Genomic DNA, 23,142 nt, shown 5'->3' on the forward strand with positions numbered 1-23,142 from the left:
ACGAAAGTTGCTCTCCCGAGCGGCGCTCGCAAGTGCGTCTCTGGTCTTGCCTTTCGGACAGGCCAGTGGCCAGACCACCAGGAACAGCTTGAATGACGGCGCTGTTTTGGCCGGCTCATTGCGTTCGTCGCCGGAAGCACGCCTCATCGCGGTCTACCGCGCCATCGCGGCCGGGGACCGGCAAGCCCTGCCATTGGCCGCAGCGCTGGTGCGGGATGTGCCGGGTTTCCAGTTGGGACAGCTCGTCTACGGGGACCTTCTGATGGCCCAGAGTGGATCGATGTCCAGCTTCTCCACGGTGACGGATGGCCCTCCGCCTGTTCGGGAGCAACTGCAGAAGCTGCGCGCCGAAGCCACCCGGCGCCTGGGTTCACTCAGGGAGATGCCACTGCCCGGCACCGTGCCGGAGCAGCTGCTGGAGCTCGCCCGCAACATTCGGCATGTGGTCGTCGTGGACGCCAGCCATTCACGGGTCTATGTGTTCGAGCAGCAGTCAGGCGGCCTGCAGCTGATCCGCAGTTTCTACGCGTCCATCGGTCGGGCGGGTTTCGACAAAGAGGTGGAAGGTGATCTGCGCACGCCGCTGGGCGTGTACCACATCACCAGCCGGCTGGACGACCAGCAGGTCGAAGAGCTGTACGGCATCGGCGCGCTGCCGCTGAACTACCCGAACGAGCACGACCGCCGCATGGGCCGCACGGGCAGCGGCATCTGGTTGCATGGCGTGCCTCGCGTGTCCTACGTCCGCAGCCCCTACGCCACCGAAGGTTGTGTGGCCTTGGCCAACGACGACATGGCCTACCTCATGCGCGAGCTGGAGCCACGCCGCACGCCGGTCATCATTGCCGACGAGGTGAATTGGGTCAGACCGGACACGCTCTCTGCCCAAAGAGCGGAGTTTCGCGAGCTGCTCTCACGCTGGACGGAAGCCAGGTCACTGGGCGACCGGGCGACGATGCTGGCCCTGTCAGCCCGGGACTTCCAGGCGGACGATGGGGTACAGGACCGGCCGCTCAAGACGCTGGTGCGCGCTGCAGCGCCAACGCGCCAGAACCGGCGCATCGATCTCAAGGAGGTGTCGATCTTTCGCTGGAAACGCGGCGCCGAAGTCACGGTGGTCAACTTTGCCGAGATCGTGGAAGGTGAAACACGCGGGCTGGTCAAGCGCCAGTATTGGCGCAAGGAACAGGGCCGCTGGAAGCTGTTCTACGACGGCGTGACCGGCTGATCTGCGTTTGGTTGTCTCGCAAAAACGTGACCACCCAAACATCTCGGCAGGGTTTCACCGGTAGGAGGGGCCCCACTGAGCGCGGTTTTCAGACCGGGGCATGCCAATCAGCGCCCCATGCGAAGCACCCGCAGTCCATTGAAAACGACGAGCAGACTGCCCCCCATATCGGCGAACACAGCCATCCACATCGTCGCGCCGTTGAACAAGGCGAGCAGCAAGAACACGGCCTTGATGCCCAGAGCCAATGCGATGTTTTGCCAGAGGATGGACTGGGTTTTGCGTGAGAGCCTGATCGTCTCGGGAATGCGGCGCAGATCGTCGTTCATGATCACCACGTCCGCCGCTTCCATGGCCGTATCGGTACCCGCGCCACCCATGGCAAAGCCGATGTCGGAGCGCGCAAGCGCTGGAGCGTCGTTGATCCCGTCGCCCGTCATGGCCACACAGCCGAATTGTTTTTGCAACGCCTCGATAGCGGCGAGCTTGTCCTCCGGAAGCAGATTACCGCGCGCATCGTCAATCCCAGCTTGCATCGCGATGGCCTTGGCGGTGGCAACGTTGTCACCCGTGAGCATGACCGACGTCACACCCAGAGCGTGAAGCTCTGCAATGGCCTCGCGCGAACTCTCCTTGATGGTGTCGGCCACAGCAAAGATTGCCAGCACCTGGCTGCTGGACGCCAGCATCGTGACCGTGCGGCCCTGTGCTTCCTGCTCTGCCAGACGCGCCTCGATCTGGGGACTGCAGAGGCCGCGCTCTTCCATCAGTCGGTGATTCCCCAGAATCAATGTCAATCCATCGGCTTGGGCTTCAACACCACGCCCCGGCAATGCGGTGAAACCAGTGAACAGGCTGCCGCCCTTTTCTCTCTCAAGCCCTTGTGCGATGGCTTGTGAGACGGGGTGGTCGGAGTGGGCCGACAGATCCGAGGCCCAGCGCAGGACCTGTGATTCACCGGGGCCACCAGTCAGAACTTCGGTCGCCACCAGCTTGGGTTTTCCTTGCGTGATGGTGCCGGTCTTGTCCAGCGCAATGGCCTTGATCTTGCGTGCGCCTTCCAGATGGACACCCCCCTTGATCAGAATGCCGCGACGAGCTGCTGCAGCCAGACCACTGACCACCGTGACCGGAGTGGAGATCACCAACGCACAAGGACAAGCGATGACCAAAAGCACCAGGGCCTTGTAGATAGCCTGCATCCAGGTCCAGCCCATGAGCCAAGGCGTGAGCAAACACACGGCCAATGCCAGTGCAAAAACCGCAGGTGTATAGATGGAGGCAAAGCGGTCCACGAACTGCTGGGTGGGAGCCCTCGACCCCTGCGCCTGCTCGACCGCGTGGATGATGCGAGCCAACAGCGTGTCATTGGCCTCGGATTTGACCCTGACCTCAACCATGCCGGTCGCATTGATGGTGCCGGCGAACACGAGGTCTCCGGCCGCTTTGTCAACAGGAATGCTTTCACCGGTCACAGGCGATTGATCGATGGACGTGTTGCCCGCGACAACCTCGCCATCCAGGGGAACCCGCGCTCCAGGCTTGATACGGACGATGGAGCCGATCGCGACGGTCTTGACCAGAGCGTCAGACCAGGAACCATCCGCTTGCTGGACCTCGGCCATTTCTGGCGTCATGTTCAGCAGGCCCTTGATGGCGTTGCGCGCACGGTCCACCGAGCGGGCCTCAATGAGTTCTGCAATCGCGTACAGGGCCATCACCATAGCCGCTTCCGGCCACTGACCGATCAGGAACGCGCCCGTGACCGCGACAGTCATCAGCGCATTGATGTTCAAACGCCGGTTGCGCAATGCGGCCAAGCCCTTCACGTAGGTCGAAAACCCGGCCAAGCCAATGGCCGCCGCCGCAAGGGCCATGCCAAGGCCGGTGAACACCAGGGTGCTTGGCGCAAAGAATGAGATGCTTTCAGCAACAAAGGCCAACAACAATGCCAGCGCGTATCTGGGCAGACCTTCTGGCAGCGCAAGGCCCCGGTCGTCATGCCGATGATCGTGATCGTGATCGTGCCCGGAATGCTCGCCTGCCGCGCCCTCGGACAAGGGAACCGGATTGAATCCGGCTTTGCGAATGGCATCCAACGCCTGCTGAACCGAATCGGCAGGGGCATCGATGGCAATCGTACGTGCGCCCAGTTGAAAGCTCAGGCTGCGCAGGCCCGGGAGATTGGCCAGAGCATGGCGGATTTCGCCCTCTTCCGCCGCGCAGTCCATGGTAGGAATACGAAAAACCGGTACACCTTCTGGAACCGGTTTTGGCGGGGGCATCACGGTGGCAGAGGGCCCCGCTCCGCAGGTGGTTCCACACCCACAGGAGTGGCTGGCATGGGGTTCTTCGGGATGCAGGGTACTCATGAGGGTCCTCGGAATGGCTTTGAAGCAATCGGCACATTTAAAACCCTGTAGCGACCACAGAGTCAAGCCCTTTTGAGATGGTCTGCAGAGCGTGGCGAGGATCTCCTTCTTGTCCTCAAAGTCCGTTCTTGTTGAACAGGTCCGACCAAGCCCATCGGAAGGCGTCGTCAGGGTTTCCCGTGTCGCAGCCGCAGCGCATTGCCGATCACCGACACCGAACTCAGGCTCATGGCCAGCGCGGCAATCAGGGGCGACAGCAGCCAGCCCGTCAACGGGTACAGCACGCCGGCCGCCACCGGGATGCCCAGCGCGTTGTACAAAAAGGCAAACACCAGGTTCTGCTTCATGTTGCCCACCGTTGCCTCGGACAGCGCGCGCGCAATGGCAATGCCGCGCAGATCGCCCTTGACCAGCGTGATCTGCGCGCTGTTCATCGCCACGTCGGTCCCGGTCCCCATGGCCACGCCCACATCGGCCTTGGCCAGTGCCGGCGCATCGTTGATGCCGTCGCCGGCCATGGCCACCACGCGGCCTTCTTTCTGCAAGCGCTCGACCAGCAGCAGCTTGTCGGCCGGCTTGACCTCGCCATGCACCTCGTCGATGCCCAGGCGGGCGGCCACAGCCTGGGCCGTGGTCAGGCCGTCACCGGTTGCCATCACGATGCGCAGTCCCGATGCCTTGAGGGTCGCCAAGGCCTCCGGCGTGCTGGCCTTGACCGGATCGGACACCGCCAGCAGGCCCATCAGCTGGCCATCCACCGCCAGGTGCATCACGCTGGCACCTTCTGCACGCAAGGCCTCGGCCTGCGGCACCAGCGCCGCGACGGATGCACCGATTTGTTCCATCAGCGTGGTGTTGCCCAGTGCCAGCTGGCGCCCGGCCACCTGGCCACGCACGCCGATGCCCGAGCCGGATTCGAAGTTCTCGGGCTTGTCCAGCGCCATGCCGCGTTCGCGGGCGGCGCGCACGATGGTTTCGGCCAGCGGGTGCTCGCTGCCCTGGTCCAGGCTGGCGGCCAGGCGCAGCACCTCGTCGGCGTCATATCCGGGCGCCGGAATGGCGCGCTCGAAACTCGGGCGGCCCTCGGTCAACGTGCCGGTCTTGTCGATGATGAGGGTGTCGATCTTGCGCATGTTCTCGATCGCCGCGGCGTCCCGGAACAACACGCCGTGCGTGGCGCCCCGACCGGTCGCGACCATGATGGACATGGGAGTGGCCAGACCCAGGGCGCAGGGACAGGCAATGATCAGCACCGATACCGCGTTGATCAGGCCGAACACCCAGCGCGGCTCGGGGCCGAACAGGCCCCAGCCGAAGAAAGTCAGCAAGGCAATGCCCACCACCGTGACGACGAAGTAGCCCGCCACCACGTCGGCCATGCGCTGCATCGGTGCCCGGGAGCGCTGTGCCTGGGCCACCATTTGCACGATCTGCGACAGCATGGTGGACGCGCCCACGCGCTCGCTGCGCATCACCAGCGCGCCGCTGGTGTTGAGCGTGGCACCAATCACCTTGTCACCCACCCGTTTGGACACGGGCATCGGCTCGCCCGTGAGCATGGATTCATCGACCGAACTGCCGCCTTCGGTCACCTCGCCGTCCACCGGGATTTTTTCGCCGGGGCGCACGCGCAGCACGTCACCCACATGCACATGGGTCAATGGCACGTCCTCTTCCGTGCCGTCGGCGCGGATGCGGCGGGCGGTTTTGGGCGCCAGGCCCAACAGCGACTTGATGGCCGCCGAGGTCTGCGACCGTGCCTTGAGTTCGAGCACCTGGCCCAGCAGCGTGAGCGAGATGATCACGGCGGCGGCCTCGAAGTACACGGCGACGCGGCCCATGGAGATGAACGAGTCCGGGAACACCTGGGGCGTGACCGTCGCGACCACGCTGTAGACAAACGCGGCCCCTGTGCCCAGGCCGATCAAGGTCCACATGTTGGGACTTCGGTTCACCACCGATTGCCAGCCACGCGAGAAAAACGGCCACCCGGCCCACAGAACGATGGGAATGGACAAGACCATCTCGACCCAGCTCTGCACGGACATGTCCATCCACCGGAGGCGGTGGCCAAACATGGCGAGCACAAAGACCCCTGCGGTCAGCGGCAGCGTCCACCAGAAGCGGCGCTGGAAATCGCGCAGCTCGGGGTTGTCGTCGTCTTCGAGCTCCGGCAGCAAGGGCTCCAGCGTCATGCCGCACTTGGGACAAATGCCAGGATGGTCCTGGCGAATCTCCGGGTGCATCGGGCAGGTGTAGACGGTGCCGGCGGCTGCGGCCGCTGGCGCTGGCGCTGGCGCTGGCGCTGGCGCTGGCGCTGGCGCTGGCGCTGAGTCTGCCGGCGCTGCGGATACCAAGTATTGCAGCGGGTTCGCCGCGAACTTGCCTTGGCACCTGACACTGCAGAAGTAGTAGGGTCGCCCCGCGTGGTTCAGCGTGTGCGCCGACTGCGCCGTGACCTTCATGCCGCACACCGGGTCCTTGAGATCGGTGGGCTGGGGGGGCACGGTCGGCGGGGTGCCGCTGCTGTGGTGTTGGTGTGTGCTCATGTCCATGGGCCTACGGCTTGTGGTCCTGAGGCCGACCGGGTGTCTGCGGCTGCCGACCATGTCCTCCATGACCGTGTCCATGCATCAGGTGAATCAGCGGGCACGCCAGCAACAGCAGGTAGGGCCAGAACCCCAGGACATGGCCCCAGTGCTCGCGCAGCAGATAGAACCCGGCGATCAGGGCGGCCGTCGCCAGCGCCATGCCGGCTGGGCGCCGCCAGAAAGAAGGCACATGGGGCTCGTTGTCATCGTGGTTCATGGTGTCTGGTGCTCTGTTGGTTAGGCTTTGACCGCGTATCGCATCATCATTCCCGCCTCGGCGTGTTCCAGCGTGTGACAGTGAAAGACGTAGTCCTGATCGCCTTGGTGCGCATGCGAAAAGTCGATGGCGATGCGCACGGATTCACCTGGCCACACCTGCAGGGTGTCGACCACCCCCTGGTCCTGAGGCAGCAGACCGCGTGCACCGGCCAGAGTGCGAACCTGCGCGGGACTGCCCAGGCGTTCGAGCACCCGGAACGAGAACCCGTGCAGGTGCATGGGGTGCGGCATGCTGCGTTCGGCGTTCTCGATCAGCCAGGTTTCACGCGCACCGCGCTGGACGGTCAATGGGACCGCCGCGTGGTCGAACACCCCGCCGTTGATCGTCCAGTGGCCCTTGCCATCGTGGCCCAGTTGCATGCGCCGCGCAGCGCCCGCCGGCTCAGCCGGAGCGGTGAGGCTGGACAGGCGTGCAGGCAGACGGCGGTCGTATAGCGTGCTGGACGGCGTCAGGTCGATCCGCATCAGCGCCAGCGCATCGCCTTCCATGGCCATCGCCGCAGGCGAGGCGGTGCCTTGTGCAGCGCCATGCTGGCTGTGATCCATCGTTGCCATGTCGTGACCACCTTCCTGGTGCATCGGATCGAAGGGCAAGGACGCCAGGGTCACCGGGCGGGTGGGGTTGGCTTCCCGGAAATCCACCAGCACATCCAGCCGCTGACCCGGGGAGAGAAAGGTCTGATCGATGCGCAAGGGCTGCGCGAGCAGGCCACCGTCCGTGCCCGCCAGGTAGAAGCCCAGCGCCTTGCCGTCCTGCAGGAACGCGAGCCGGTAGCTGCGCGCGTTGCTGCCGTTGAGAATGCGAAAACGCACGATGCGATGCCCGGCCTTCAGGTGTGAGCGCTCGGTCAGGTTGACCATCATCCGGCTGCCCACCCAGCCACCAAAAGACTGGGCAGTGCTGGGCGCGTACTGGAGGCGCCCTTGTGCATCGAACTCCTTGTCCTGGAGCACCAGCGGGATTTCGGATTCGCCCAGCGCCAGCGCCAACTCCTTGCGCAGGGCGGCTTCATCATCGTCTTCGACAAACAGCAGGCTGGCCAGGCCGTGATAGGCCTGCTGAGGGATGTATCCGTGGGCGTGGGGGTGGTACCAGTACATCGACGACCGGTCCTGCAAGGCGAACGCGTAGTCCATGCTCTGGCCCGGCGCCACGACGTTGAGGCCATTGCCGTCGTTGCGAGAGTCGACACCCAGGCCATGCCAGTGAATGACCGTCGGTTGATCGATGTGATTGATCAGCTTCACCCGCATCTCGTCACCACGGCGGGCCAGAAGCGCCGGGTTGAGGAACTTCTTGCCACCCGATTCCACGGCGTAGGCCAGGATGGGGGTGCGCTGCCCCGGCAGCACTTCGATCTCGCTGCGGACCACGTGGACTTCCTTGAAGTCTGTCGCAGGCAGAACGCCAAAAAGACCGCTGCTTCCCGGGAGTCGCAAGGGGTTGGAGAAACCCAGCGCCTGCGCCTCAAGGCGAAGGATCTGTTCTGAGGACAGGCCTGACTGGGCAACGGTGGCCGCCCAGATGCCCGGGCAGGCTGTCGCGGCACCCAGAGCACCTACGCCACTCAGAAACTGCCGCCGCGAATACATCGACATCACAAAATCTCCTGAACTGAAAACGAAAGCTGGCGCTGCCTCAGAACGTGGACGCGGTCACTGGGCACCGGTACTGGCGGGGGACTGCGGCATGCGCTGCATCATCATTTCCATCATGTTCTGCATCATGTCCATGCGCATCTCCATCATTTGATGGCGTTGGGTCAGGTCCGGCGTGTCGGCGCCAGGCGTGCCCGCCCCCGGCATGCCAGACATGCCCCCCATGGACTTCATGTTTTTCATCATGTCCATGCCCTCCTGCATCGCCTTCATGTGCGCTGCCATCAGAGACTGGCGTTCGGCCGGCGTTTTGGCCGCTGCCATCTTGGCGCGAAGTGCCTGCATGGTGACCATGTGCTGCTGCATGTGCTCCTGCATCTGCGGCATCGAAGACATGCCCATCGGCATACCAGCCTGGGGTGTGGCCTGCTGGGTTGTGGTGCTGGCCGCCGAGGTAGACGGGTGGTGCTGGGTGTGGTCTGCGGCTTGCTGAGCAGAGGCTGCGAACGCAATGCCGGCGATGGCGGCGGCCACCAGAGAGCGCATCAACTTGGACATGTCAATTTCCTTTCATGACTGGCTGCTGGCGGGATTGCCAGAGCCGGCATGGAGGTGATCGGTCACCGGGGGTGCGTGTCACACCTTCACGCCATGCCGTCACTGTAGAAATCGATCCGGGTCGGCAAGATGACCCGAAGATGACAAAAAAGTCAGGTTCAGTGTTGCGAACGCTGTCTCGCCTGGCGGTTGAGCTCGTCGTGCTGGGATCGGGTCTCGGGTGGCCACTGGGACTTGATCCAGGACAGCACTGCGACGATGTCAGCGTCGCTGAGGGAATCGCCGAAGGCGGGCATGTTGGTCGCGTAGTCCGAAAGCCCTGCGGCTTTCGCCACGCCGTCCTTGGTCAGCTGAAACAGCACATCGTCCGGGTGGTGCCAGGTGTGACCGCTTTCGTCATGGGGCGGCGCTGGCAATCGCCCGTCTGGGCCCCGTTCTCTCCAGTTGGCTTGACCCTCCAGTTTCACGCCATGGCAAATGGCGCACCGGGCCTGGTAGATCAGCGCGCCCTGCGTGAGCATCACGGCGTCATCAGGTCGAAGCAGCCCGACAGGCTCTGATCGGAAGAGGTCAGGAGATCGCCACCCGAAAAAGGCTGCGGCAACCCCTGCCAGAGCTAGGACGGCCGCAGCCAACCGGAGTGACTTGAAACGGTGAAGGATCACTTCGCCGGTTGGATATCCGTCACCGTCATCTGACCGTTCTCGTTCGTGGCCATGAACTGGATCTTGGCGCCGACGCTGGTCTTGTCCAGCAAGGCCTTGTCCTTGACCACGAAGACCATGGTCATGCCGGGCATGTCCATGTGCTTGATGTCACCGTGCTTGATGGTGATCTTGCCCGCTTCTTTGTCGATCCTGCGGACCTCGCCGTCGGTCATGCCGGGCATGGCTGCCATGCCCATTTTTCCGTGGTCCATGTTCATCTGAGCGAACACGGGGTTGACTGCAAAGGCCGTGAAGGCCAGAGCGGTTGCGCTCAGAACCAGTCGCAGTTTCATCGTGAATCCTTGTGTGATTGGGTGGAGGTTGTGATGCTGGGAAAGCCGCTTACTTGGCGGCTACCTTGACCTGGCCCTTCATGCCAGCGTCGTAGTGGCCCACATGCAGGCAGGCGAAGTCCACCACACCGGGTTTCGTGAAGCGCCAGATCACTTCACCTTGCTTACCGGGTTTGAGCGAAATCTTGTTGGCTTCTTCGTGCTCCATGCCTGGATTTTTCTTCATGACCTCGTAGTGCTCCTTGAGCTCTTTTTCCGTGCCAAGGCTGAACTCATGCGGCACTTTGCCGGAGTTCTTGATGACAAAACGGATGGTTTCACCCTTTTTCACCGACACGTTCGAAGGCGTGAAGCGCATGCTGTCTGCGGCGTCCACTTCAATCGTGCGTGTGACGTTTGCGGCGACACCGGCCTCGCCGATCGGCGACTCATCGTGCCCACCGCCGTGGGTGCCACCAGCGAACGTGGCGGAAGCTGCCAAAGCCGCAGCAGCGAAAACAAAGCCAGCACGGGGAGCGATGTGGAACTTGACGAATTTCATGGTTGTCTTTCAGGGTTGTGGTTGGGGAAACAGTGAGGAGAACTTGGATACGCTGAGCGCTCAGTGCGACATGCCTTTGGCGGTGGGCTTGATCGCCTGGGCGGTGGCGGGTGTGGTGTCGCTGCTGGCCGCAGGACGCGGTGTCGGGGGCAGTGCACCGTTCCACTCGTAGGCCACGGTGCCTTCGGGGAACTTGTAGGGGCCCGGGTCCTTGTAGTCACCCGGCTTCTGGTCCTTGCGGACTTTGAAGACGGTGAACATGCCGCCCATCTCCAGCGGGCCGAACTGGCCGGTGCCGGTCATCATGGGTGCCGTGTTGTCGGGAATGGGCATCTGCATCTCGCCCATGTCGGCCATGCCGCGTTCACCCATCAGCATGTAGTCGGGCGCCACCTTCTGGATCTTCTTGACCAGGCCACGGTGGTCCACGCCGATCATGGTGGGCACGTCGTGCCCCATGGCGTTCATGGTGTGGTGGCTCTTGTGGCAGTGCATGGCCCAGTCGCCTTCTTCGTCGGCGATCAGCTCGATCTGCCGCATCTGTCCCACGGCCACATCGGTGGTGACCTCATACCAGCGGGTGCTGGGCGGGGTCGGGCCGCCATCGGTGCCGGTGACCAGAAATTCGTGGCCGTGCAGGTGGATGGGGTGGTTGGTCATAGTGAGGTTACCCACCCGGATGCGCACGCGGTCGTTCAGGCGCACGTTCAAGGTGTCGATGGCCGGGAACACCCGGCTGTTCCAGCACCAGATGTTGAAGTCGGTCATGGTGTTGACCTTGGGCGTCTTGCTGCCGGGCTCGACGTCGAACGCATTGAGCAGGAAACAGAAATCCCGGTCCACCTCGCTGATGTGCGGGTGTCTGGCTTTCGGGTGCGTCACCCACATGCCCATCATGCCCATGGCCATCTGCACCATTTCGTCCGCATGCGGGTGGTACATGAAGGTGCCGGGGCGCCGTGCCTCAAATTCATACACATAGGTTTTCCCCACGGGGATGGCGCGCTGGTTCAGACCGCCGACGCCGTCCATGCCGCTGGGCAGGCGCTGACCATGCCAGTGGATGGTGGTGTGTTCCGGCAGCTTGTTGGTCACGAAGATGCGCACGCGGTCGCCTTCCACCACCTCAATGGTGGGGCCCGGACTCTGGCCGTTGTAACCCCACATGTTGACCTTGAAGCCCGGTGAGACCTCTCGCACCACGGGCTCAGCCACCAGGTGGAATTCCTTGACGCCATCGTTCATGCGCCAGGGCAGCGTCCAGCCGTTGAGCGTGACCACCGGGTTGTAGGGCCGACCGGTCGTCGGAATCAAGGGTGGTGCGGTCTCTACCGACGTCTGGATGACGGGTTCTGGCAAACCAGCCAGAGCCGATCGGGCCACGGCCAAGCCGGCCACGGATGCGGCGGCGCCGGCAAAAAACTGTCGTCTGGAGTTTGTGTTGGTCATGTGTTGTGCCCTTTCAATGTGCGGCTGCAGTCGGTGCATTTCCACCGGCACCACCCAGCGAGACGAAGCTGTCCGGTTCTCCGCCCTGCAAGACCCACTGAAGATCGGTCTCGGCGATCCAGAAGTCGCGCTGTGCGCCAATGGCGTCTACCGTGGCTTGGGACTGGTTGCGCACCTCGTCCAGCAGGTCCCAGACGCTTTTGAGCATGCCGTTGTAGTGCAGCACCGTTTCTTCGGTGATGAACTCACGGGTCTTGAGCACATCCCCCTGGCTGTCCTGCGCCAGCGCATGGGCAGCCGAGTAAACCTTCATAGCGCTTCTGGCCAGCGCTCGGTTGCGCAGACTCTCAGCTCCAGGCAATTGGTTGCGGATCGCGTCGGCACGCTTTTGCAGATCGACTTCCGTCATGGCCTGCACCGGGATGGCAGGCAGCTGGCCCGGCAGCTCAAAGCCCTCCTGAAGGCCCGTTTGCCCCATCGTATTGACCAGATTGGCCTGGGCCTGGGCGGCGGCTTGCTGTGCACGCCGCAGATTCATGCGTGCGTTGGAGGCAGCCAGTTGAACGGGAGACAGCTGCAGCTTGCTCCAGTTGCCCACCGTCACCATGCGCTGCCCCAGTTCATAGGCCGCCTGCGCGGCTTCCATCATGTCGCGCTGGTGTTTCAGAACCTGTTGAGCGGCCACAGCTTCAATCCAGGCTTTGCGCCCCGCTGCAGCCACTTCCAGCACCTCACCGGCATCTTCGACGCGACGCTGCAGGCTGGGGTCGATCTCTGTCCAGCGGCCTTCAGCGATCAGTTGTTCGTTCTTCGGACCCAGCCGAGCCAACGCACGGGCCAGATCGCGGTGCACCGTCCAGGCCATCCGAACCGCAGCCTCTGCGTTGGGAATGGCAACACCCGTGGTATTACCCGGCGTCGTGGTGGACGCCCCCGCATTGGCCTGCTCCCACTTGAGCACGTCGGCATGGCCACGCTTGAGCGCACCCACCGCGTCGTTGGCCCGGCGCCAGTCGGCCTCCTGCGTTGGGCTGGCGGTCTGAGCAGCCAGCGCCAAAGGCAGGACCAGCAGGCCCGCCACCAGCATTTGGCTCGTGGTCCGATAACTGAACAAAGGTTTCACTGCATTCGCTCCTTTTGATGTAAATCAAGTGATGCGGATTCTGGCCATGCGTGTGCGTCACTTCCCTGTCGGCCGGATTACAAAAATGTCAGCTTCGGTCACACCCACCCCGCAGAGGGCAAACTCGCGGTCAGGAGCATGTGAACGTGAAAATTCTGATCGTTGAAGACGAACCCAAAGCGGGTGACTACCTGAAGCAAGGCCTGCGCGAGGCGGGTTTTGCCGTGGACCTCGTCACCAACGGTGTGGACGGTCTGCACCACGGTCTGGAAGGGGATCACGATCTGGTGATCCTGGACGTCATGCTGCCCGGCATGGACGGGTGGCAGGTGCTCAAGAACCTGCGCAGCCAGGGCCGGCAGATGCCGGTCCTGTTCCTCACGGCACGCGATCAGGTCGAAGACCGTGTCAAGGGCCTGGAGCTGGGGGCCGACGACTACCTGGTCAAGCCGTTTTCGTTTGCCGAGCTGCTGGCCAGGGTCCGGACGATACTGCGGCGAGGCCGGACGGGACTGGAGGCCACATCTATGAAAGTGGCCGATCTGGAGCTTGATCTGCTGCGCCGGCGGGTGACCCGATCTGGCAAACGCATCGACCTGACAGCCAAGGAATTCGGTCTGCTGGAATTGCTGATGCGCCGCCATGGCGAGGTGCTGCCCCGCTCCCTGATCGCCTCGCAGGTGTGGGACGTGAACTTCGACAGCGACACCAACGTGATTGAAGTGGCCATGCGGCGTCTGCGGGTCAAGGTGGACGATGGTTTTGAACCGCGCCTGATCCAGACCGTGCGCGGCATGGGCTACGTGCTCGAAGCGCCCGAGGACGCCAGCTGATGCTCGACCGCCTGTCGCTGACGGCGCGCCTGACCGCGCTGTACACCTTGGTCTCGGCCTGTGTGCTCGTCGGGCTGGGCCTGCTGGTCTCGATTGCCGTGGGTCGGCACTTTGTCGAACTCGACCGGGATTTCCTGAAGGACAAGATCGCCCTGGTGCAGACCATCGTCGGAGAGGCGTCGTCATCGGAGATGCTGGCACCCCGGCTGGATGAGTTGCTGACGAGTCACCATGGGTTGTTCATCGAACTGCGCAACAGCGACCGGCTGGTCTATGGCAACCAGGGGTCGGTGTTCTCCGCGCTGTCGCCATCCATCGGCACCGACGGGCACGCCTTCGACTGGACGGTCGGCGATCAAACGCTGCGCGGTCTGAGGGCGACCATCCGCCCTCCCTCCGCGTGGACGGGCCAAGCTGCTGGCGGCAGCGCGCTTGAACTCCTGATCGCGCTGGACACAGCGCACCACACCCATTTCATGCAGTCGCTCAGGCAGACGCTGGCGCTCTACCTGATGGCAGCCCTTCTGGTCAGCGGTGTGCTGGGCTGGTGGGCCGCCCGCCGTGGGCTGGAGCCCCTGCGGGTCATGAAGGAGCGCGCGATGGCGGTCACGGCCCAGAACCTGGACCAGCGCATGCCCGTGGAAACCGTGCCGGTGGAGTTTGCCAATCTGGCCCAGAGCTTGAACAACATGCTCGGCCGCCTGCAGGCGGACTTTGCGCGCTTGCAGGAATTCTCCAGCGACCTGGCGCACGAGCTGCGGACCCCCATCAACAACCTGCTGACCCAGACCCAGGTGTCTTTGGCGCAGAAACGCGACGTGAACGTGTACCAGGACATCCTGGCCTCCAACGCCGAGGAGTTGCAGCGGCTGGCCCGCATGGTCTCCGACATGCTGTTCCTCGCCAAGACCGAACACGGGATCGAGCTGCCGCACCGCGAGACCGTGTCGCTGCGCGACGAGGTGCTGGACCTGTTCGACTTCTACGAAGCGCTCGCCGACGAAAAACTGATCCACCTGAACACCGACGGCGATGCGCACATCGTGTGCGACCGGCTGATGATCCGCCGCGCGATCAGCAACCTGCTGTCCAACGCGATTCGGTACTCGCCACCGAACGTGCCTGTGCAGGTGTTGGTGAAACAGGGCAACGGTCAGGTCCAGCTGTGCGTGCACAACGCCGGTCCCGCCATCCCGGCGGCTGACCTGCCGCGGCTGTTTGACCGTTTCTACCGGACCGAGAAGTCGCGCAGCCACCCCGACTCAGAGGGCACGGGTCTGGGTCTGTCCATTACCAGAGCCATCATGCAAGCCCACGGAGGCTCCGCATCGGTAGCGTCCAACGATCAGGCGACCACCTTCTGCCTGGACTTTCCCATGCAGGACCCAGCGTCCTAGAATCCGCCCATGCGCCTGTTCCTGGCCCTCCTGTTGTGCCTGGCCCTTCCCCTGCAGGGTTGGGGTGGTGGCCTGCGCCTGCAGCCACCATGCCCGATGGAAGCGGCCATGGCCCTGCAAGGCGACACGGCCGGCACCGGCCAGGACATGGCGATGGACGATTGCTGCAACGATGCCGAGACTTTTCAGCTCACTGGCAAGATGTGCAAGACCGGTCAGGAGTGCCAGGCCCCCACGGGCTTTGTGGTGTCACCGGTCATGGCCATGGCACAGGCGTTCCCTGTAAGCGATCTGCACGCACCCGCGCCCCCCGAGCCACTGCGTGGCCCGCCCACCAGCATCTGGCGTCCCCCTTCCCTGCTCTGACGTTTCCACCCTGACACCGCCCGGCCCTTGGAGGCTGGCCGGTGCTCAGCAGCGGCGGCCGCGCGTCCCTGCGCGTGCTCAGCCCGTGTGCATTCTTCTGGAGCAGAAACATGGAACCCCTTTCACCGGTATTCGGTGGGCTGGACCGCCGTCGCGGCCACTTCATCGCCCGCAGCCGCACCGCGACCACAACCGCACACATCGCAGTCCTGATCGGCCTCGCGATGTCCTCCATCGCGCACGCGGCAGAGGCGCTCTCGCTGCCTCAAGCCGTCCAGGCGGCGCTGGCGCGCTCCCCCGCGCTGGGCGCCCGGGACGCGGCCGCCCGCTCGGCACGGGACATGGCCGTGGCCGCCGGCCAGCGCCCCGACCCGGTCCTGCGTCTGTCGCTGGACAACGTCCCGCTGTCCGGGCCAGACCGGTTCAGCACCACCCGCGACTTCATGACAGCGAAATCGGTGTCGCTGATGCAAACACTGCCCAGCGCGGCCAAGCGCCAGGCCCGCTCGGCGCGCTTTGAACGCGAAGCGCAAACCGCCGAAGCCGGACGCGTGGAGCAAACCGCCACCATCGGCCGAGAAACCGCCATGGCGTGGTTGGAGCGGTACGCGCTGGAGCAACGCCTGGCTGTGTTGCACGAGCAGTTGGGCGAAGCCCGGCTGCTCGTACAGGCCAGCGAATCGGCCGCGCGCAGCGGCAGGGGATCGCCGGCCGACTGGATCGCGGCGCGGGAGTCGGTCGCCCAGTTGCAGCAGACCCTTCTGGACGTCGAAGCCGAGCTCCAGAACGCCCGCCTCACTCTGGCCCGCTGGACCGGAAACGCCCCCGAACAGCCGCTGGCCCCGCCGCCCGATCTGGGGTCATCACCCATCGGCACGGGCGATGTGACCGAGCGTCTGGCGCACCACCCCGAACTGCTGCGACTCTCGGCACAAGAGGCGGCGATGGCGGCCGAAGCGGAGGTGGCGCGACAGGAGCGCGAGCCCGACTGGAGCACCGAACTCATGCTCAGCCTGCGCGGCCCGGGCTACCCGAACATGGTCTCGCTGGCGGTTTCGGTGCCACTGCCCTGGGATCGACCTCAGCGACAGGACCGGGAACTTGCAGCCCGGCTCGCCCAGGTCGATGGCTTGCGTGCCGAACGCGAGGAACGCGCCCGGGAACACCTGGCCGAAGTAAGTCGATGGGAGGCGGGCTGGCGGGCCGGTCTGGCCCAGTTGGCCCTGATCGACGCCGAGCGGCTGCCGTTGGCCGAGCAGCGCATCCAGGCCACCCTGGCTGCCTACCGGGGCGGCCGGACGCCCTTGAGCGAGGTGCTGGCCGCGCGGCGCATGGCGCTGGACCTGCGGATGGAGCGCATCGAACTGCAACGCTCAACCGCCAGCCTGTGGGCCCAACTCGCTTACCTCATCCCCACCGAACCGGCTGCTGCAGTCAAAGGAGTGTCACCATGAACGTCCGAACAACAATCGGCCTTGGCGTTGTGGCCGTGGCGGCCCTGGGCGCGGTGGGCTACGTTGCCTGGACTGCCGGCATGCGCTCGGGCATGGAGATGGGCTCTCCCCAGCCGGCACCCCGTGCCGCCAGCGCCCCGCAGGATCCAGACGCCTGGAGCATGGTTCAAGGTGGCGAAGCCACCGCCCGCCACGTCCGAGACGGGCTCAAGGCGGGCGACCTGGACCCAGTGACCGGCAGGGTGATCTTGAATTACCACGACCCGATGGTGCCCGGCAAAAACTTTGAGGCCCCAGGCAAATCGCCCTTCATGGACATGATGCTGGTGCCGCGCTACGCGGACGGCGCGAACGCCAACGCGAGCGCCGACACCGGCGCCGTGGCGGTGAGTCCGCGCATCCAGCAAAGCCTGGGCCTTCGAACGGCGGAGGTGGTTCAAGGATCGCTGGATGGCGGCTTCTCGGTGGCGGGCAATGTAGCCTGGAACGAGCGCAACCAGGTGGTGGTCAGCGCGAGGTCCATGGGCTTCGTTGAGAAGCTGCATGTCCGGGCCGCCCTGGACCGCGTGGCGGCCGGTGCGCCCCTGGCCGAGATCTACGTCCCCGACTGGGTGGCGGCCCAGGAAGAGTACCTGGCCATTGCCCGCATGCCCGGCGCCGACCTGGGGCCGCTGCGCGACGCCGCGACCCAGCGCCTGCGCCAGGCCGGCATGGACGCGGCACAGATTCAACAGGTGGTGCGGACCGGTACTGTGCAGCCCCGTTTCACGCTGCGCGCCCCGATCGGCGGGACCCTGACCGAGCTGATGGTGCGCGAAGGCGCGACCGTGATGCCGGGCATGCCGCTGATGCGCCTGCAAGGCACAGCCACGGTCTGGGCCGAGGGCCAGGTGCCCGAGAGCCAGGTGGCACAACTCCAGCCCGGCGCGAAGGTCAGCGCCACCAGCCCGGCAGCGCCGGGGCAGACCTTCGAGGGACGGGTGCAGGCGATCCTGCCCGAGGTGGACCCCGCCACGCGCACGCTCAAGGCGCGACTGGAGCTGAACAACCCTGGCGGCAGACTGGTGCCGGGCATGTTCGTGCAGATGCGGTTCGCCGAACCGGCAGGCCAGCCAGCCTTGCTGGTGCCCAGTGACGCGGTGATCCACACCGGTCGCCGCAGCGTGGTGATGCTGGCCGAAGACGGTGGGCATTTCCGGCCCGTGGAGGTGCGTTCGGGACGTGAGGCCGGTGGCCAGACCGAGATCGTGCAAGGTCTTCTAGCGGGTCAGCGGGTGGTGCTGTCGGGCCAGTTCCTGATCGATTCCGAAGCCAGCCTGCGTGGGCTGGAGACGCGCCTGAACCAGGCCCCGGCTGCTGCTGCGGCCCCTGCGGCGGCTGTGGATCTGCACCGCACGGATGCCGTGATCGACGCGGTGGACGGGGACAGCGTGACCCTCACCCATCCCGCCATCCCGGCGCTCAAGTGGCCCGGGATGACGATGGCGTTCCGCCTGCCACCGCCCGATCAACGGCCCAGCGGACTGTCCCATGGTGACCCGGTGCGCATCGAGTTCCGCACGCAGGATGGGGCCGAACCGCAGATCACCCGGATCGAGCGCGTGTCGCCGCCCGCGCAAGGAGCGAAACCATGATCGCGCGGCTCATCCACTGGAGCATCGGCAACCGCTTCCTGGTGCTGCTGGCCACCGTGATGCTCAGTGCCTGGGGCGTGGTGTCGATGCTGCGCACGCCCCTGGACGCGCTGCCCGATCTCTCGGACACCCAGGTCATCATCCGCACCAGCTGGCCCGGCCAGGCGCCGCAGATCGTCGAAAACCAGGTCACCTACCCGCTGACCACCACCATGCTGTCGGTGCCCGGGGCTAAGGCGGTTCGAGGTTACTCCCTGTTCGGCGACAGCTTTGTCTACGTGCTCTTCGATGACGGCGTGGACCTGTACTGGGCGCGCTCGCGCGTGCTGGAGTACCTCAACCAGGTGCAGTCGCGGCTGCCGCCGTCGGCCAAGTCCTCCCTGGGGCCCGACGCCACCGGTGTGGGCTGGATCTACCAGTACGCGCTGGTGGACCGCAGCGACCGACAGAGCCTGGACCAACTGCGTTCGCTGCAGGATTGGTTCCTGCGCTTTGAGCTCAAGACCGTGCCGGACGTGGCCGAGGTGGCCAGCCTCGGCGGCATGGTGCGCCAGTACCAGATCGTGCTCGACCCCGACAAGCTGGCCGCCTTCCGCATCACGCAGACGATGGTGAGCGAGGCGATCGGCCGCGCCAACCAGGAGGCCGGGGGATCGGTGCTCGAACTGGGCGAAGCCGAATACGCGGTGCGCGCCAGCGGCTACCTGAAGACCCTGGACGATTTCCGGGCCATCCCGCTGACGACGACCGACCTGGGCATCTCGGTGCGCCTGGGCGACGTGGCCCGGGTGCAGCTCGGGCCGGAGATGCGCCGCGGCATCGGCGAACTCGATGGCGAGGGCGAAGCGGCCGGTGGCCTGATCGTGATGCGTTCGGGCAAGAACGCGCTGCAGACCATCAAGGCCGTCAAGGCCAAGCTGGCCGAACTGCAAAGCGGCTTGCCCAAGGGCGTGGAGATCGTCCCGGTGTACGACCGCTCCGGGCTGATCGAGCGCGCGGTGGACAACCTCGGGTTCAAGCTGCTGGAGGAGTTTCTGGTGGTGGCCGTGGTCTGCGCCCTGTTCCTGTTCCACCTGCGCAGCGCCCTGGTGGCCATCGTCTCGCTGCCGCTGGGCATCCTGATGGCGTTCATCGTCATGCAGCAGCAGGGCGTCAACGCCAACATCATGTCCCTGGGCGGCATCGCGATCGCCATCGGTGCGATGGTGGACGCTGCGGTGGTGATGATCGAGAACGCGCACAAGCACCTGGAGCGCTGGGGCCACGAGCACCCGGGGCAGGTCCTCGCGGGCGAACCGCGCTGGCGCGTCATCGGTGAGGCGGCCGCCGAGGTCGGGCCCGCGCTGTTCTTTTCTTTGTTGATCATCACGCTGAGCTTCATTCCGGTGTTCACGCTACAAGCGCAGGAAGGAAGGCTGTTCGCTCCCCTGGCTTACACCAAGACCTATGCCATGGCGGCGGCGGCAGGGCTGGCCGTGACGTTGATCCCGGTGCTGATGGGCTACCTGATCCGGGGACGTATTCCCGATGAACACGCCAACCCCTTGAACCGGCTGCTGATCGCGCTCTACCGCCCCTGCCTGAACGCGGTGTTGCGGGCACCGAAGCTGACGCTGGTGGTGGCCACCGTGCTGCTGCTGGCCAGCCTGTGGCCGCTCAAGCACATCGGTGCCGAGTTCATGCCCCGGCTGGACGAGGGGGACCTGCTGTACATGCCGACCGCGCTGCCCGGCCTGTCGGCCGGCAAGGCCGCCGAGTTGCTGCAGCAGACCGACCGCCTGATCAAGACCGTGCCCGAGGTGCTCAGCGTCTACGGCAAGGCGGGCCGCTCGGACAGCGCCACCGACCCGGCACCGCTGGAGATGTTCGAGACCACCATCCAGTTCAAGCCGCGCAGCCAGTGGCGCGCCGGCATGACGCCCGAAAAGCTGGTCGAGGAACTGGACCGCACGGTGCGTGTGCCCGGCCTGTCCAACATCTGGGTACCACCGATCCGCAACCGCATCGACATGCTCGCCACCGGCATCAAGAGCCCTGTGGGCGTGAAGGTGGCAGGCGCCGACCTGGCCACCATCGACCGCCTCACAGGTCAGATCGAGGCCGCCATCAAGCAGGTCCCTGGGGTCAGCAGCGCGCTGGCCGAGCGCCTGACCGGCGGGCGCTACATCGACGTGGACATCCGGCGCGATGACGCGGCGCGCTACGGACTGAACATCGCCGACGTGCAGGACGTGGTCGCGGGTGCGGTGGGTGGCATTGAGGTCGGACAGACCGTCGAAGGCCTGCAGCGCTATGCCATCAACCTGCGCTACCCGCGCGAACTGCGTGATTCGCTGGAGGCCCTGCGCGCCCTGCCCATCGTGAGCCCCCGGGGCCAGCGCCTGGTGCTGTCGGACGTCGCCCGCATCGCCATTTCGGACGGTCCGCCCATGCTGCGCAGCGAGAACGCCCGGCTGGCCGGTTTCGTGTACGTGGACATCCGTGGGCGCGACCTGCGTGGCGCAGTGAGGGAGATGCAGCGCGTGGTCGCCGAGCAGGTGGATCTGCCGGCCGGCTATTCGGTGTCGTGGTCGGGTCAGTTCGAGTTCTTGGAGCGGGCCGCCGCCCAGCTCAAGCTGGTGGTGCCGTTCACGCTGCTGATCATCTTCGTGCTGCTGTACCTCACCTTCCGGCGCTTCGACGAAGCGCTGCTGATCATGACCACACTGCCGTTCGCGCTGGTAGGCGGCGTGTGGCTGCTGTGGGCACTGGGACACAACCTCTCGGTGGCCAGCGCGGTGGGCTTCATAGCGCTGGCCGGCGTGGCGGCCGAGTTCGGCGTGATCATGCTGCTCTACCTGAAACAGGCCTGGGCGGTCCGGCTGGACGAGGGGCGGGACGCCGATGCCGATCTTCTGGACGCGATCCGCGAGGGCGCAGTCTTGCGGGTGCGCCCCAAGGCCATGACCGTGGCCGTGATCGTGGCCGGCCTGCTGCCGCTGTTCTGGGGCAATGGCACGGGCAGTGAGGTGATGCAGCGCATCGCCGCGCCCATGGTGGGGGGCATGATCAGTGCGCCGATGCTGTCAATGCTGGTGATACCGGCGGTGTATCGGTTGATGCGACGGCGCGGGAGGTAGCCGACTCGGTTGTGCGCGAGCATCACTTGAGTCTTGATGTGGACTCTGTGGAGTTGGCAACCCTCGAATGGGTGTCACCGAATCCCTGATCCGCCCAAAACAGAAGCGCTGGAAAACAGCCCAAATCCAGCAGCAGAACCTGACGTTCCCAGACCTACATTGACCTCACAGCACCCAGAGAGATGAAGTGACCTTCACCTCCAGCGGATGCGGAAAACGTGAGGTGTGTGATGGGCTTCAAATCTTCGAGACACCGGCAGACTTCCTTGCTCTCCGGTGTTCTTGCCGCAAAGCGCAAGACCAGCGTGTTGCGCAAAACGCCCATCGCGGCAGCCGCACTGTCTCTGGCCCTGCTCGTGCCCACTGCCGCGCACGCTGTGGACGGATGCCTGGTACTTCTGTGCCTCGCGGCGCCCAGCTGGAAGTCGATTCCTCAATGCGTGCCTCCGGTGCGGCAGGTGCTGCGAGATCTGGCGCATGGCGAGCCGTTCCCCACTTGTGGCATGTCCGGCGCCGGCAACTCGGCCAGCAACGCTTGGGCCAGAGCACCCGGTCGTTGCCCGCCTCAGTACACCAGGGTGTACGAGAAGGAACACACCAAGCTCTACCGCTGTGAATACACAGGGGTCATCACCGTTTCGATCGACGACAAGCTGTTCACGAAGACCTGGTGGAACTTCTCCGGCGACACGGTGACCGACTTCAGTCCTGCGGCCAAGTCCCAGTTGGGCAGCTGGGACACCCGCTACGACGATGAAGAGTCGGAATGGCTCCGTTTGCACCCGTGAGGAGTTCGTCATGGATGCATCCCTCTTCATGACACTGGTGCTGGCCTGCGCACCGCAGATCCATCCGACCACTGCCCACGCACTGGTGTCTGTCGAAAGTGCCTTCAATCCGTGGGCTATCGGGGTGGTGGGCGGCTCATTGGCTCGCCAGCCAAACAGCAGAGAGGAAGCAGTTGCAACGGCTCGGGCCTTGTACGCCCAGGGGCGTAGTTTCAGCGTCGGCTTGGGGCAGATCAACGTGGGCAACTTCAAGCGACTGGGCCTGACCACTGCGAGCGCATTTGAACCGTGCCTGAACCTCGCCGCCATGCAAGGCGTCCTCAGCGAGTGTTTCGACAGAGCCCGACGCTACAGAGCTCTGGCCAGTTTCGATCAAGCCGCTTTGCGTCGCGCCCTGTCTTGCTACTACAGCGGCAATTTTTCCACGGGCTTTCGCCATGGCTATGTGCAGAAGGTAACGACCGCTGCCCGCTTCGTCCCACTTTCCAACCACCAACTGTTTTCAAAGGAGCCGTCATGAACCGACAGAAACTGTCTCAAGCCCAGTTCCGTGTGCTCGGTCTGTTGATGTTGTTGCCTGCCCAAGTCTGGGCGCAAGGCTTCGACAAGGTGAACACCACGGTCACCAACGTCAACGCGATCCTGGTGACGATCTCCGTGGCTGTGGTGACGATTGCGATCATCTGGGCTGGCTTCAAGATGATCTTCCAGGGTGCCAGGCTAGCGGATGTGGCCAACATCCTGATCGGCGGCACCTTGGTCGGTGGTGCAGCTGCGTTTGCCAGCTACATCGTCAGCTGATCTCAAAGCA

At 64.7% G+C, this 23,142-nt stretch carries 20 protein-coding genes; 10 read left to right on the forward strand and 10 right to left on the reverse strand.

The features are described 5' to 3' along the window. Positions 1–88 precede the first annotated feature (88 nt). Positions 89–1,228, forward strand: a complete 1,140-nt coding sequence (locus RCO38_RS09395) for a L,D-transpeptidase family protein (RefSeq protein WP_308328029.1) — start codon at positions 89–91, stop codon at positions 1,226–1,228. Between the two features lie 107 nt (positions 1,229–1,335). On the opposite strand, the gene RCO38_RS09400 is transcribed toward RCO38_RS09395, so the two are convergent. The 10 genes from RCO38_RS09400 to RCO38_RS09445 all read right to left on the reverse strand — a co-directional run bounded on the left by RCO38_RS09400 (position 1,336) and on the right by RCO38_RS09445 (position 12,740). After that, positions 1,336–3,600, reverse strand: a complete 2,265-nt coding sequence (locus RCO38_RS09400) for a heavy metal translocating P-type ATPase (RefSeq protein WP_374694528.1) — start codon at positions 3,598–3,600, stop codon at positions 1,336–1,338. Between the two features lie 167 nt (positions 3,601–3,767). Continuing rightward, entirely contained in the window at positions 3,768–6,155 is a 2,388-nt protein-coding gene (locus tag RCO38_RS09405) for a heavy metal translocating P-type ATPase (protein ID WP_308328030.1), read from the reverse strand. A 4-nt stretch (positions 6,156–6,159) separates the two neighbouring features. Next, complete coding sequence (locus RCO38_RS09410) at positions 6,160–6,408, reverse strand: DUF2933 domain-containing protein (RefSeq protein WP_308328031.1); 249 nt, start codon at positions 6,406–6,408, stop codon at positions 6,160–6,162. 20 nt (positions 6,409–6,428) lie between these two features. Then, positions 6,429–7,844 carry a multicopper oxidase family protein gene (locus tag RCO38_RS09415; RefSeq protein WP_308328032.1) on the reverse strand — a complete coding sequence of 472 codons (1,416 nt, stop codon included), beginning with the start codon at positions 7,842–7,844 and terminating at the stop codon, positions 6,429–6,431. A gap of 282 nt (positions 7,845–8,126) precedes the next feature. Continuing rightward, positions 8,127–8,627 (reverse strand): hypothetical protein, encoded by a 501-nt coding sequence (locus RCO38_RS09420; protein WP_308328033.1) that lies wholly within the window; start codon positions 8,625–8,627, stop codon positions 8,127–8,129. Positions 8,628–8,785: 158 nt separating this feature from the next. Continuing rightward, positions 8,786–9,148: a c-type cytochrome gene (locus RCO38_RS09425; protein WP_079364954.1), complete on the reverse strand. Its 363-nt coding sequence runs from the start codon at positions 9,146–9,148 to the stop codon at positions 8,786–8,788. Positions 9,149–9,288: 140 nt separating this feature from the next. Continuing rightward, the gene (locus RCO38_RS09430) at positions 9,289–9,627 is read right to left on the reverse strand and encodes a copper-binding protein (protein ID WP_079364955.1); all 339 of its coding nucleotides are present in this window, start codon (positions 9,625–9,627) and stop codon (positions 9,289–9,291) included. Positions 9,628–9,676: 49 nt separating this feature from the next. Continuing rightward, positions 9,677–10,168: a cupredoxin domain-containing protein gene (locus RCO38_RS09435; RefSeq protein WP_079364956.1), complete on the reverse strand. Its 492-nt coding sequence runs from the start codon at positions 10,166–10,168 to the stop codon at positions 9,677–9,679. Between the two features lie 60 nt (positions 10,169–10,228). Further along, positions 10,229–11,617 carry a multicopper oxidase family protein gene (locus tag RCO38_RS09440; protein ID WP_308328034.1) on the reverse strand — a complete coding sequence of 463 codons (1,389 nt, stop codon included), beginning with the start codon at positions 11,615–11,617 and terminating at the stop codon, positions 10,229–10,231. Between the two features lie 13 nt (positions 11,618–11,630). Beyond that, positions 11,631–12,740, reverse strand: a complete 1,110-nt coding sequence (locus RCO38_RS09445; protein WP_308328035.1) for a TolC family protein — start codon at positions 12,738–12,740, stop codon at positions 11,631–11,633. A 146-nt stretch (positions 12,741–12,886) separates the two neighbouring features. On the opposite strand from RCO38_RS09445, the gene RCO38_RS09450 reads away from it, so the two are divergent. The 9 genes from RCO38_RS09450 to RCO38_RS09490 all read left to right on the forward strand — a co-directional run bounded on the left by RCO38_RS09450 (position 12,887) and on the right by RCO38_RS09490 (position 23,132). Then, positions 12,887–13,573: a heavy metal response regulator transcription factor gene (locus tag RCO38_RS09450; protein WP_308328036.1), complete on the forward strand. Its 687-nt coding sequence runs from the start codon at positions 12,887–12,889 to the stop codon at positions 13,571–13,573. Next, positions 13,573–14,970, forward strand: coding sequence for a heavy metal sensor histidine kinase (locus RCO38_RS09455; RefSeq protein WP_308328037.1), 1,398 nt, complete (start codon positions 13,573–13,575; stop codon positions 14,968–14,970). The genes RCO38_RS09450 and RCO38_RS09455 overlap by 1 nt, the downstream gene beginning before the upstream one ends. A 9-nt stretch (positions 14,971–14,979) precedes the next feature. Continuing rightward, positions 14,980–15,336 carry a hypothetical protein gene (locus RCO38_RS09460; protein WP_308328038.1) on the forward strand — a complete coding sequence of 119 codons (357 nt, stop codon included), beginning with the start codon at positions 14,980–14,982 and terminating at the stop codon, positions 15,334–15,336. A 110-nt stretch (positions 15,337–15,446) separates the two neighbouring features. Beyond that, positions 15,447–16,790 (forward strand): TolC family protein, encoded by a 1,344-nt coding sequence (locus RCO38_RS09465; protein WP_308328039.1) that lies wholly within the window; start codon positions 15,447–15,449, stop codon positions 16,788–16,790. Further along, positions 16,787–18,424, forward strand: coding sequence for an efflux RND transporter periplasmic adaptor subunit (locus tag RCO38_RS09470; RefSeq protein WP_308328040.1), 1,638 nt, complete (start codon positions 16,787–16,789; stop codon positions 18,422–18,424). Before RCO38_RS09465 ends, RCO38_RS09470 begins: the two co-directional genes overlap by 4 nt. After that, positions 18,421–21,543 carry an efflux RND transporter permease subunit gene (locus tag RCO38_RS09475; RefSeq protein ID WP_308328041.1) on the forward strand — a complete coding sequence of 1,041 codons (3,123 nt, stop codon included), beginning with the start codon at positions 18,421–18,423 and terminating at the stop codon, positions 21,541–21,543. The genes RCO38_RS09470 and RCO38_RS09475 overlap by 4 nt, the downstream gene beginning before the upstream one ends. Before the next feature lie 230 nt (positions 21,544–21,773). Then, on the forward strand, positions 21,774–22,331 hold the full coding sequence (locus RCO38_RS09480) for a hypothetical protein (RefSeq protein ID WP_308328042.1): 558 nt from the start codon (positions 21,774–21,776) through the stop codon (positions 22,329–22,331). A gap of 10 nt (positions 22,332–22,341) precedes the next feature. Then, positions 22,342–22,851 (forward strand): lytic transglycosylase domain-containing protein, encoded by a 510-nt coding sequence (locus RCO38_RS09485; RefSeq protein ID WP_308328043.1) that lies wholly within the window; start codon positions 22,342–22,344, stop codon positions 22,849–22,851. Continuing rightward, entirely contained in the window at positions 22,848–23,132 is a 285-nt protein-coding gene (locus RCO38_RS09490; protein ID WP_308328044.1) for a TrbC/VirB2 family protein, read from the forward strand. The genes RCO38_RS09485 and RCO38_RS09490 overlap by 4 nt, the downstream gene beginning before the upstream one ends. Positions 23,133–23,142 lie beyond the last annotated feature (10 nt).

The organism is Hydrogenophaga pseudoflava (assembly GCF_031020795.1).
Lineage (GTDB): Bacteria > Pseudomonadota > Gammaproteobacteria > Burkholderiales > Burkholderiaceae_C > Hydrogenophaga > Hydrogenophaga pseudoflava_A.

Bases quoted from the DNA above. Each gene is read 5' to 3' on its own strand.
- RCO38_RS09400 (WP_374694528.1), bottom strand. From the start codon at position 3,600: ATGAGTACCCTGCATCCCGAAGAACCCCATGCCAGCCACTCCTGTGGG.
- RCO38_RS09405 (WP_308328030.1), bottom strand. From the start codon at position 6,155: ATGGACATGAGCACACACCAACACCACAGCAGCGGCACCCCGCCGACC.
- RCO38_RS09410 (WP_308328031.1), bottom strand. From the start codon at position 6,408: ATGAACCACGATGACAACGAGCCCCATGTGCCTTCTTTCTGGCGGCGC.
- RCO38_RS09420 (WP_308328033.1), bottom strand. From the start codon at position 8,627: ATGTCCAAGTTGATGCGCTCTCTGGTGGCCGCCGCCATCGCCGGCATT.
- RCO38_RS09425 (WP_079364954.1), bottom strand. From the start codon at position 9,148: ATGCTCACGCAGGGCGCGCTGATCTACCAGGCCCGGTGCGCCATTTGC.
- RCO38_RS09430 (WP_079364955.1), bottom strand. From the start codon at position 9,627: ATGAAACTGCGACTGGTTCTGAGCGCAACCGCTCTGGCCTTCACGGCC.
- RCO38_RS09435 (WP_079364956.1), bottom strand. From the start codon at position 10,168: ATGAAATTCGTCAAGTTCCACATCGCTCCCCGTGCTGGCTTTGTTTTC.
- RCO38_RS09440 (WP_308328034.1), bottom strand. From the start codon at position 11,617: ATGACCAACACAAACTCCAGACGACAGTTTTTTGCCGGCGCCGCCGCA.
- RCO38_RS09455 (WP_308328037.1), top strand. From the start codon at position 13,573: ATGCTCGACCGCCTGTCGCTGACGGCGCGCCTGACCGCGCTGTACACC.
- RCO38_RS09460 (WP_308328038.1), top strand. From the start codon at position 14,980: ATGCGCCTGTTCCTGGCCCTCCTGTTGTGCCTGGCCCTTCCCCTGCAG.
- RCO38_RS09465 (WP_308328039.1), top strand. From the start codon at position 15,447: ATGGAACCCCTTTCACCGGTATTCGGTGGGCTGGACCGCCGTCGCGGC.
- RCO38_RS09470 (WP_308328040.1), top strand. From the start codon at position 16,787: ATGAACGTCCGAACAACAATCGGCCTTGGCGTTGTGGCCGTGGCGGCC.
- RCO38_RS09475 (WP_308328041.1), top strand. From the start codon at position 18,421: ATGATCGCGCGGCTCATCCACTGGAGCATCGGCAACCGCTTCCTGGTG.
- RCO38_RS09480 (WP_308328042.1), top strand. From the start codon at position 21,774: ATGGGCTTCAAATCTTCGAGACACCGGCAGACTTCCTTGCTCTCCGGT.
- RCO38_RS09485 (WP_308328043.1), top strand. From the start codon at position 22,342: ATGGATGCATCCCTCTTCATGACACTGGTGCTGGCCTGCGCACCGCAG.
- RCO38_RS09490 (WP_308328044.1), top strand. From the start codon at position 22,848: ATGAACCGACAGAAACTGTCTCAAGCCCAGTTCCGTGTGCTCGGTCTG.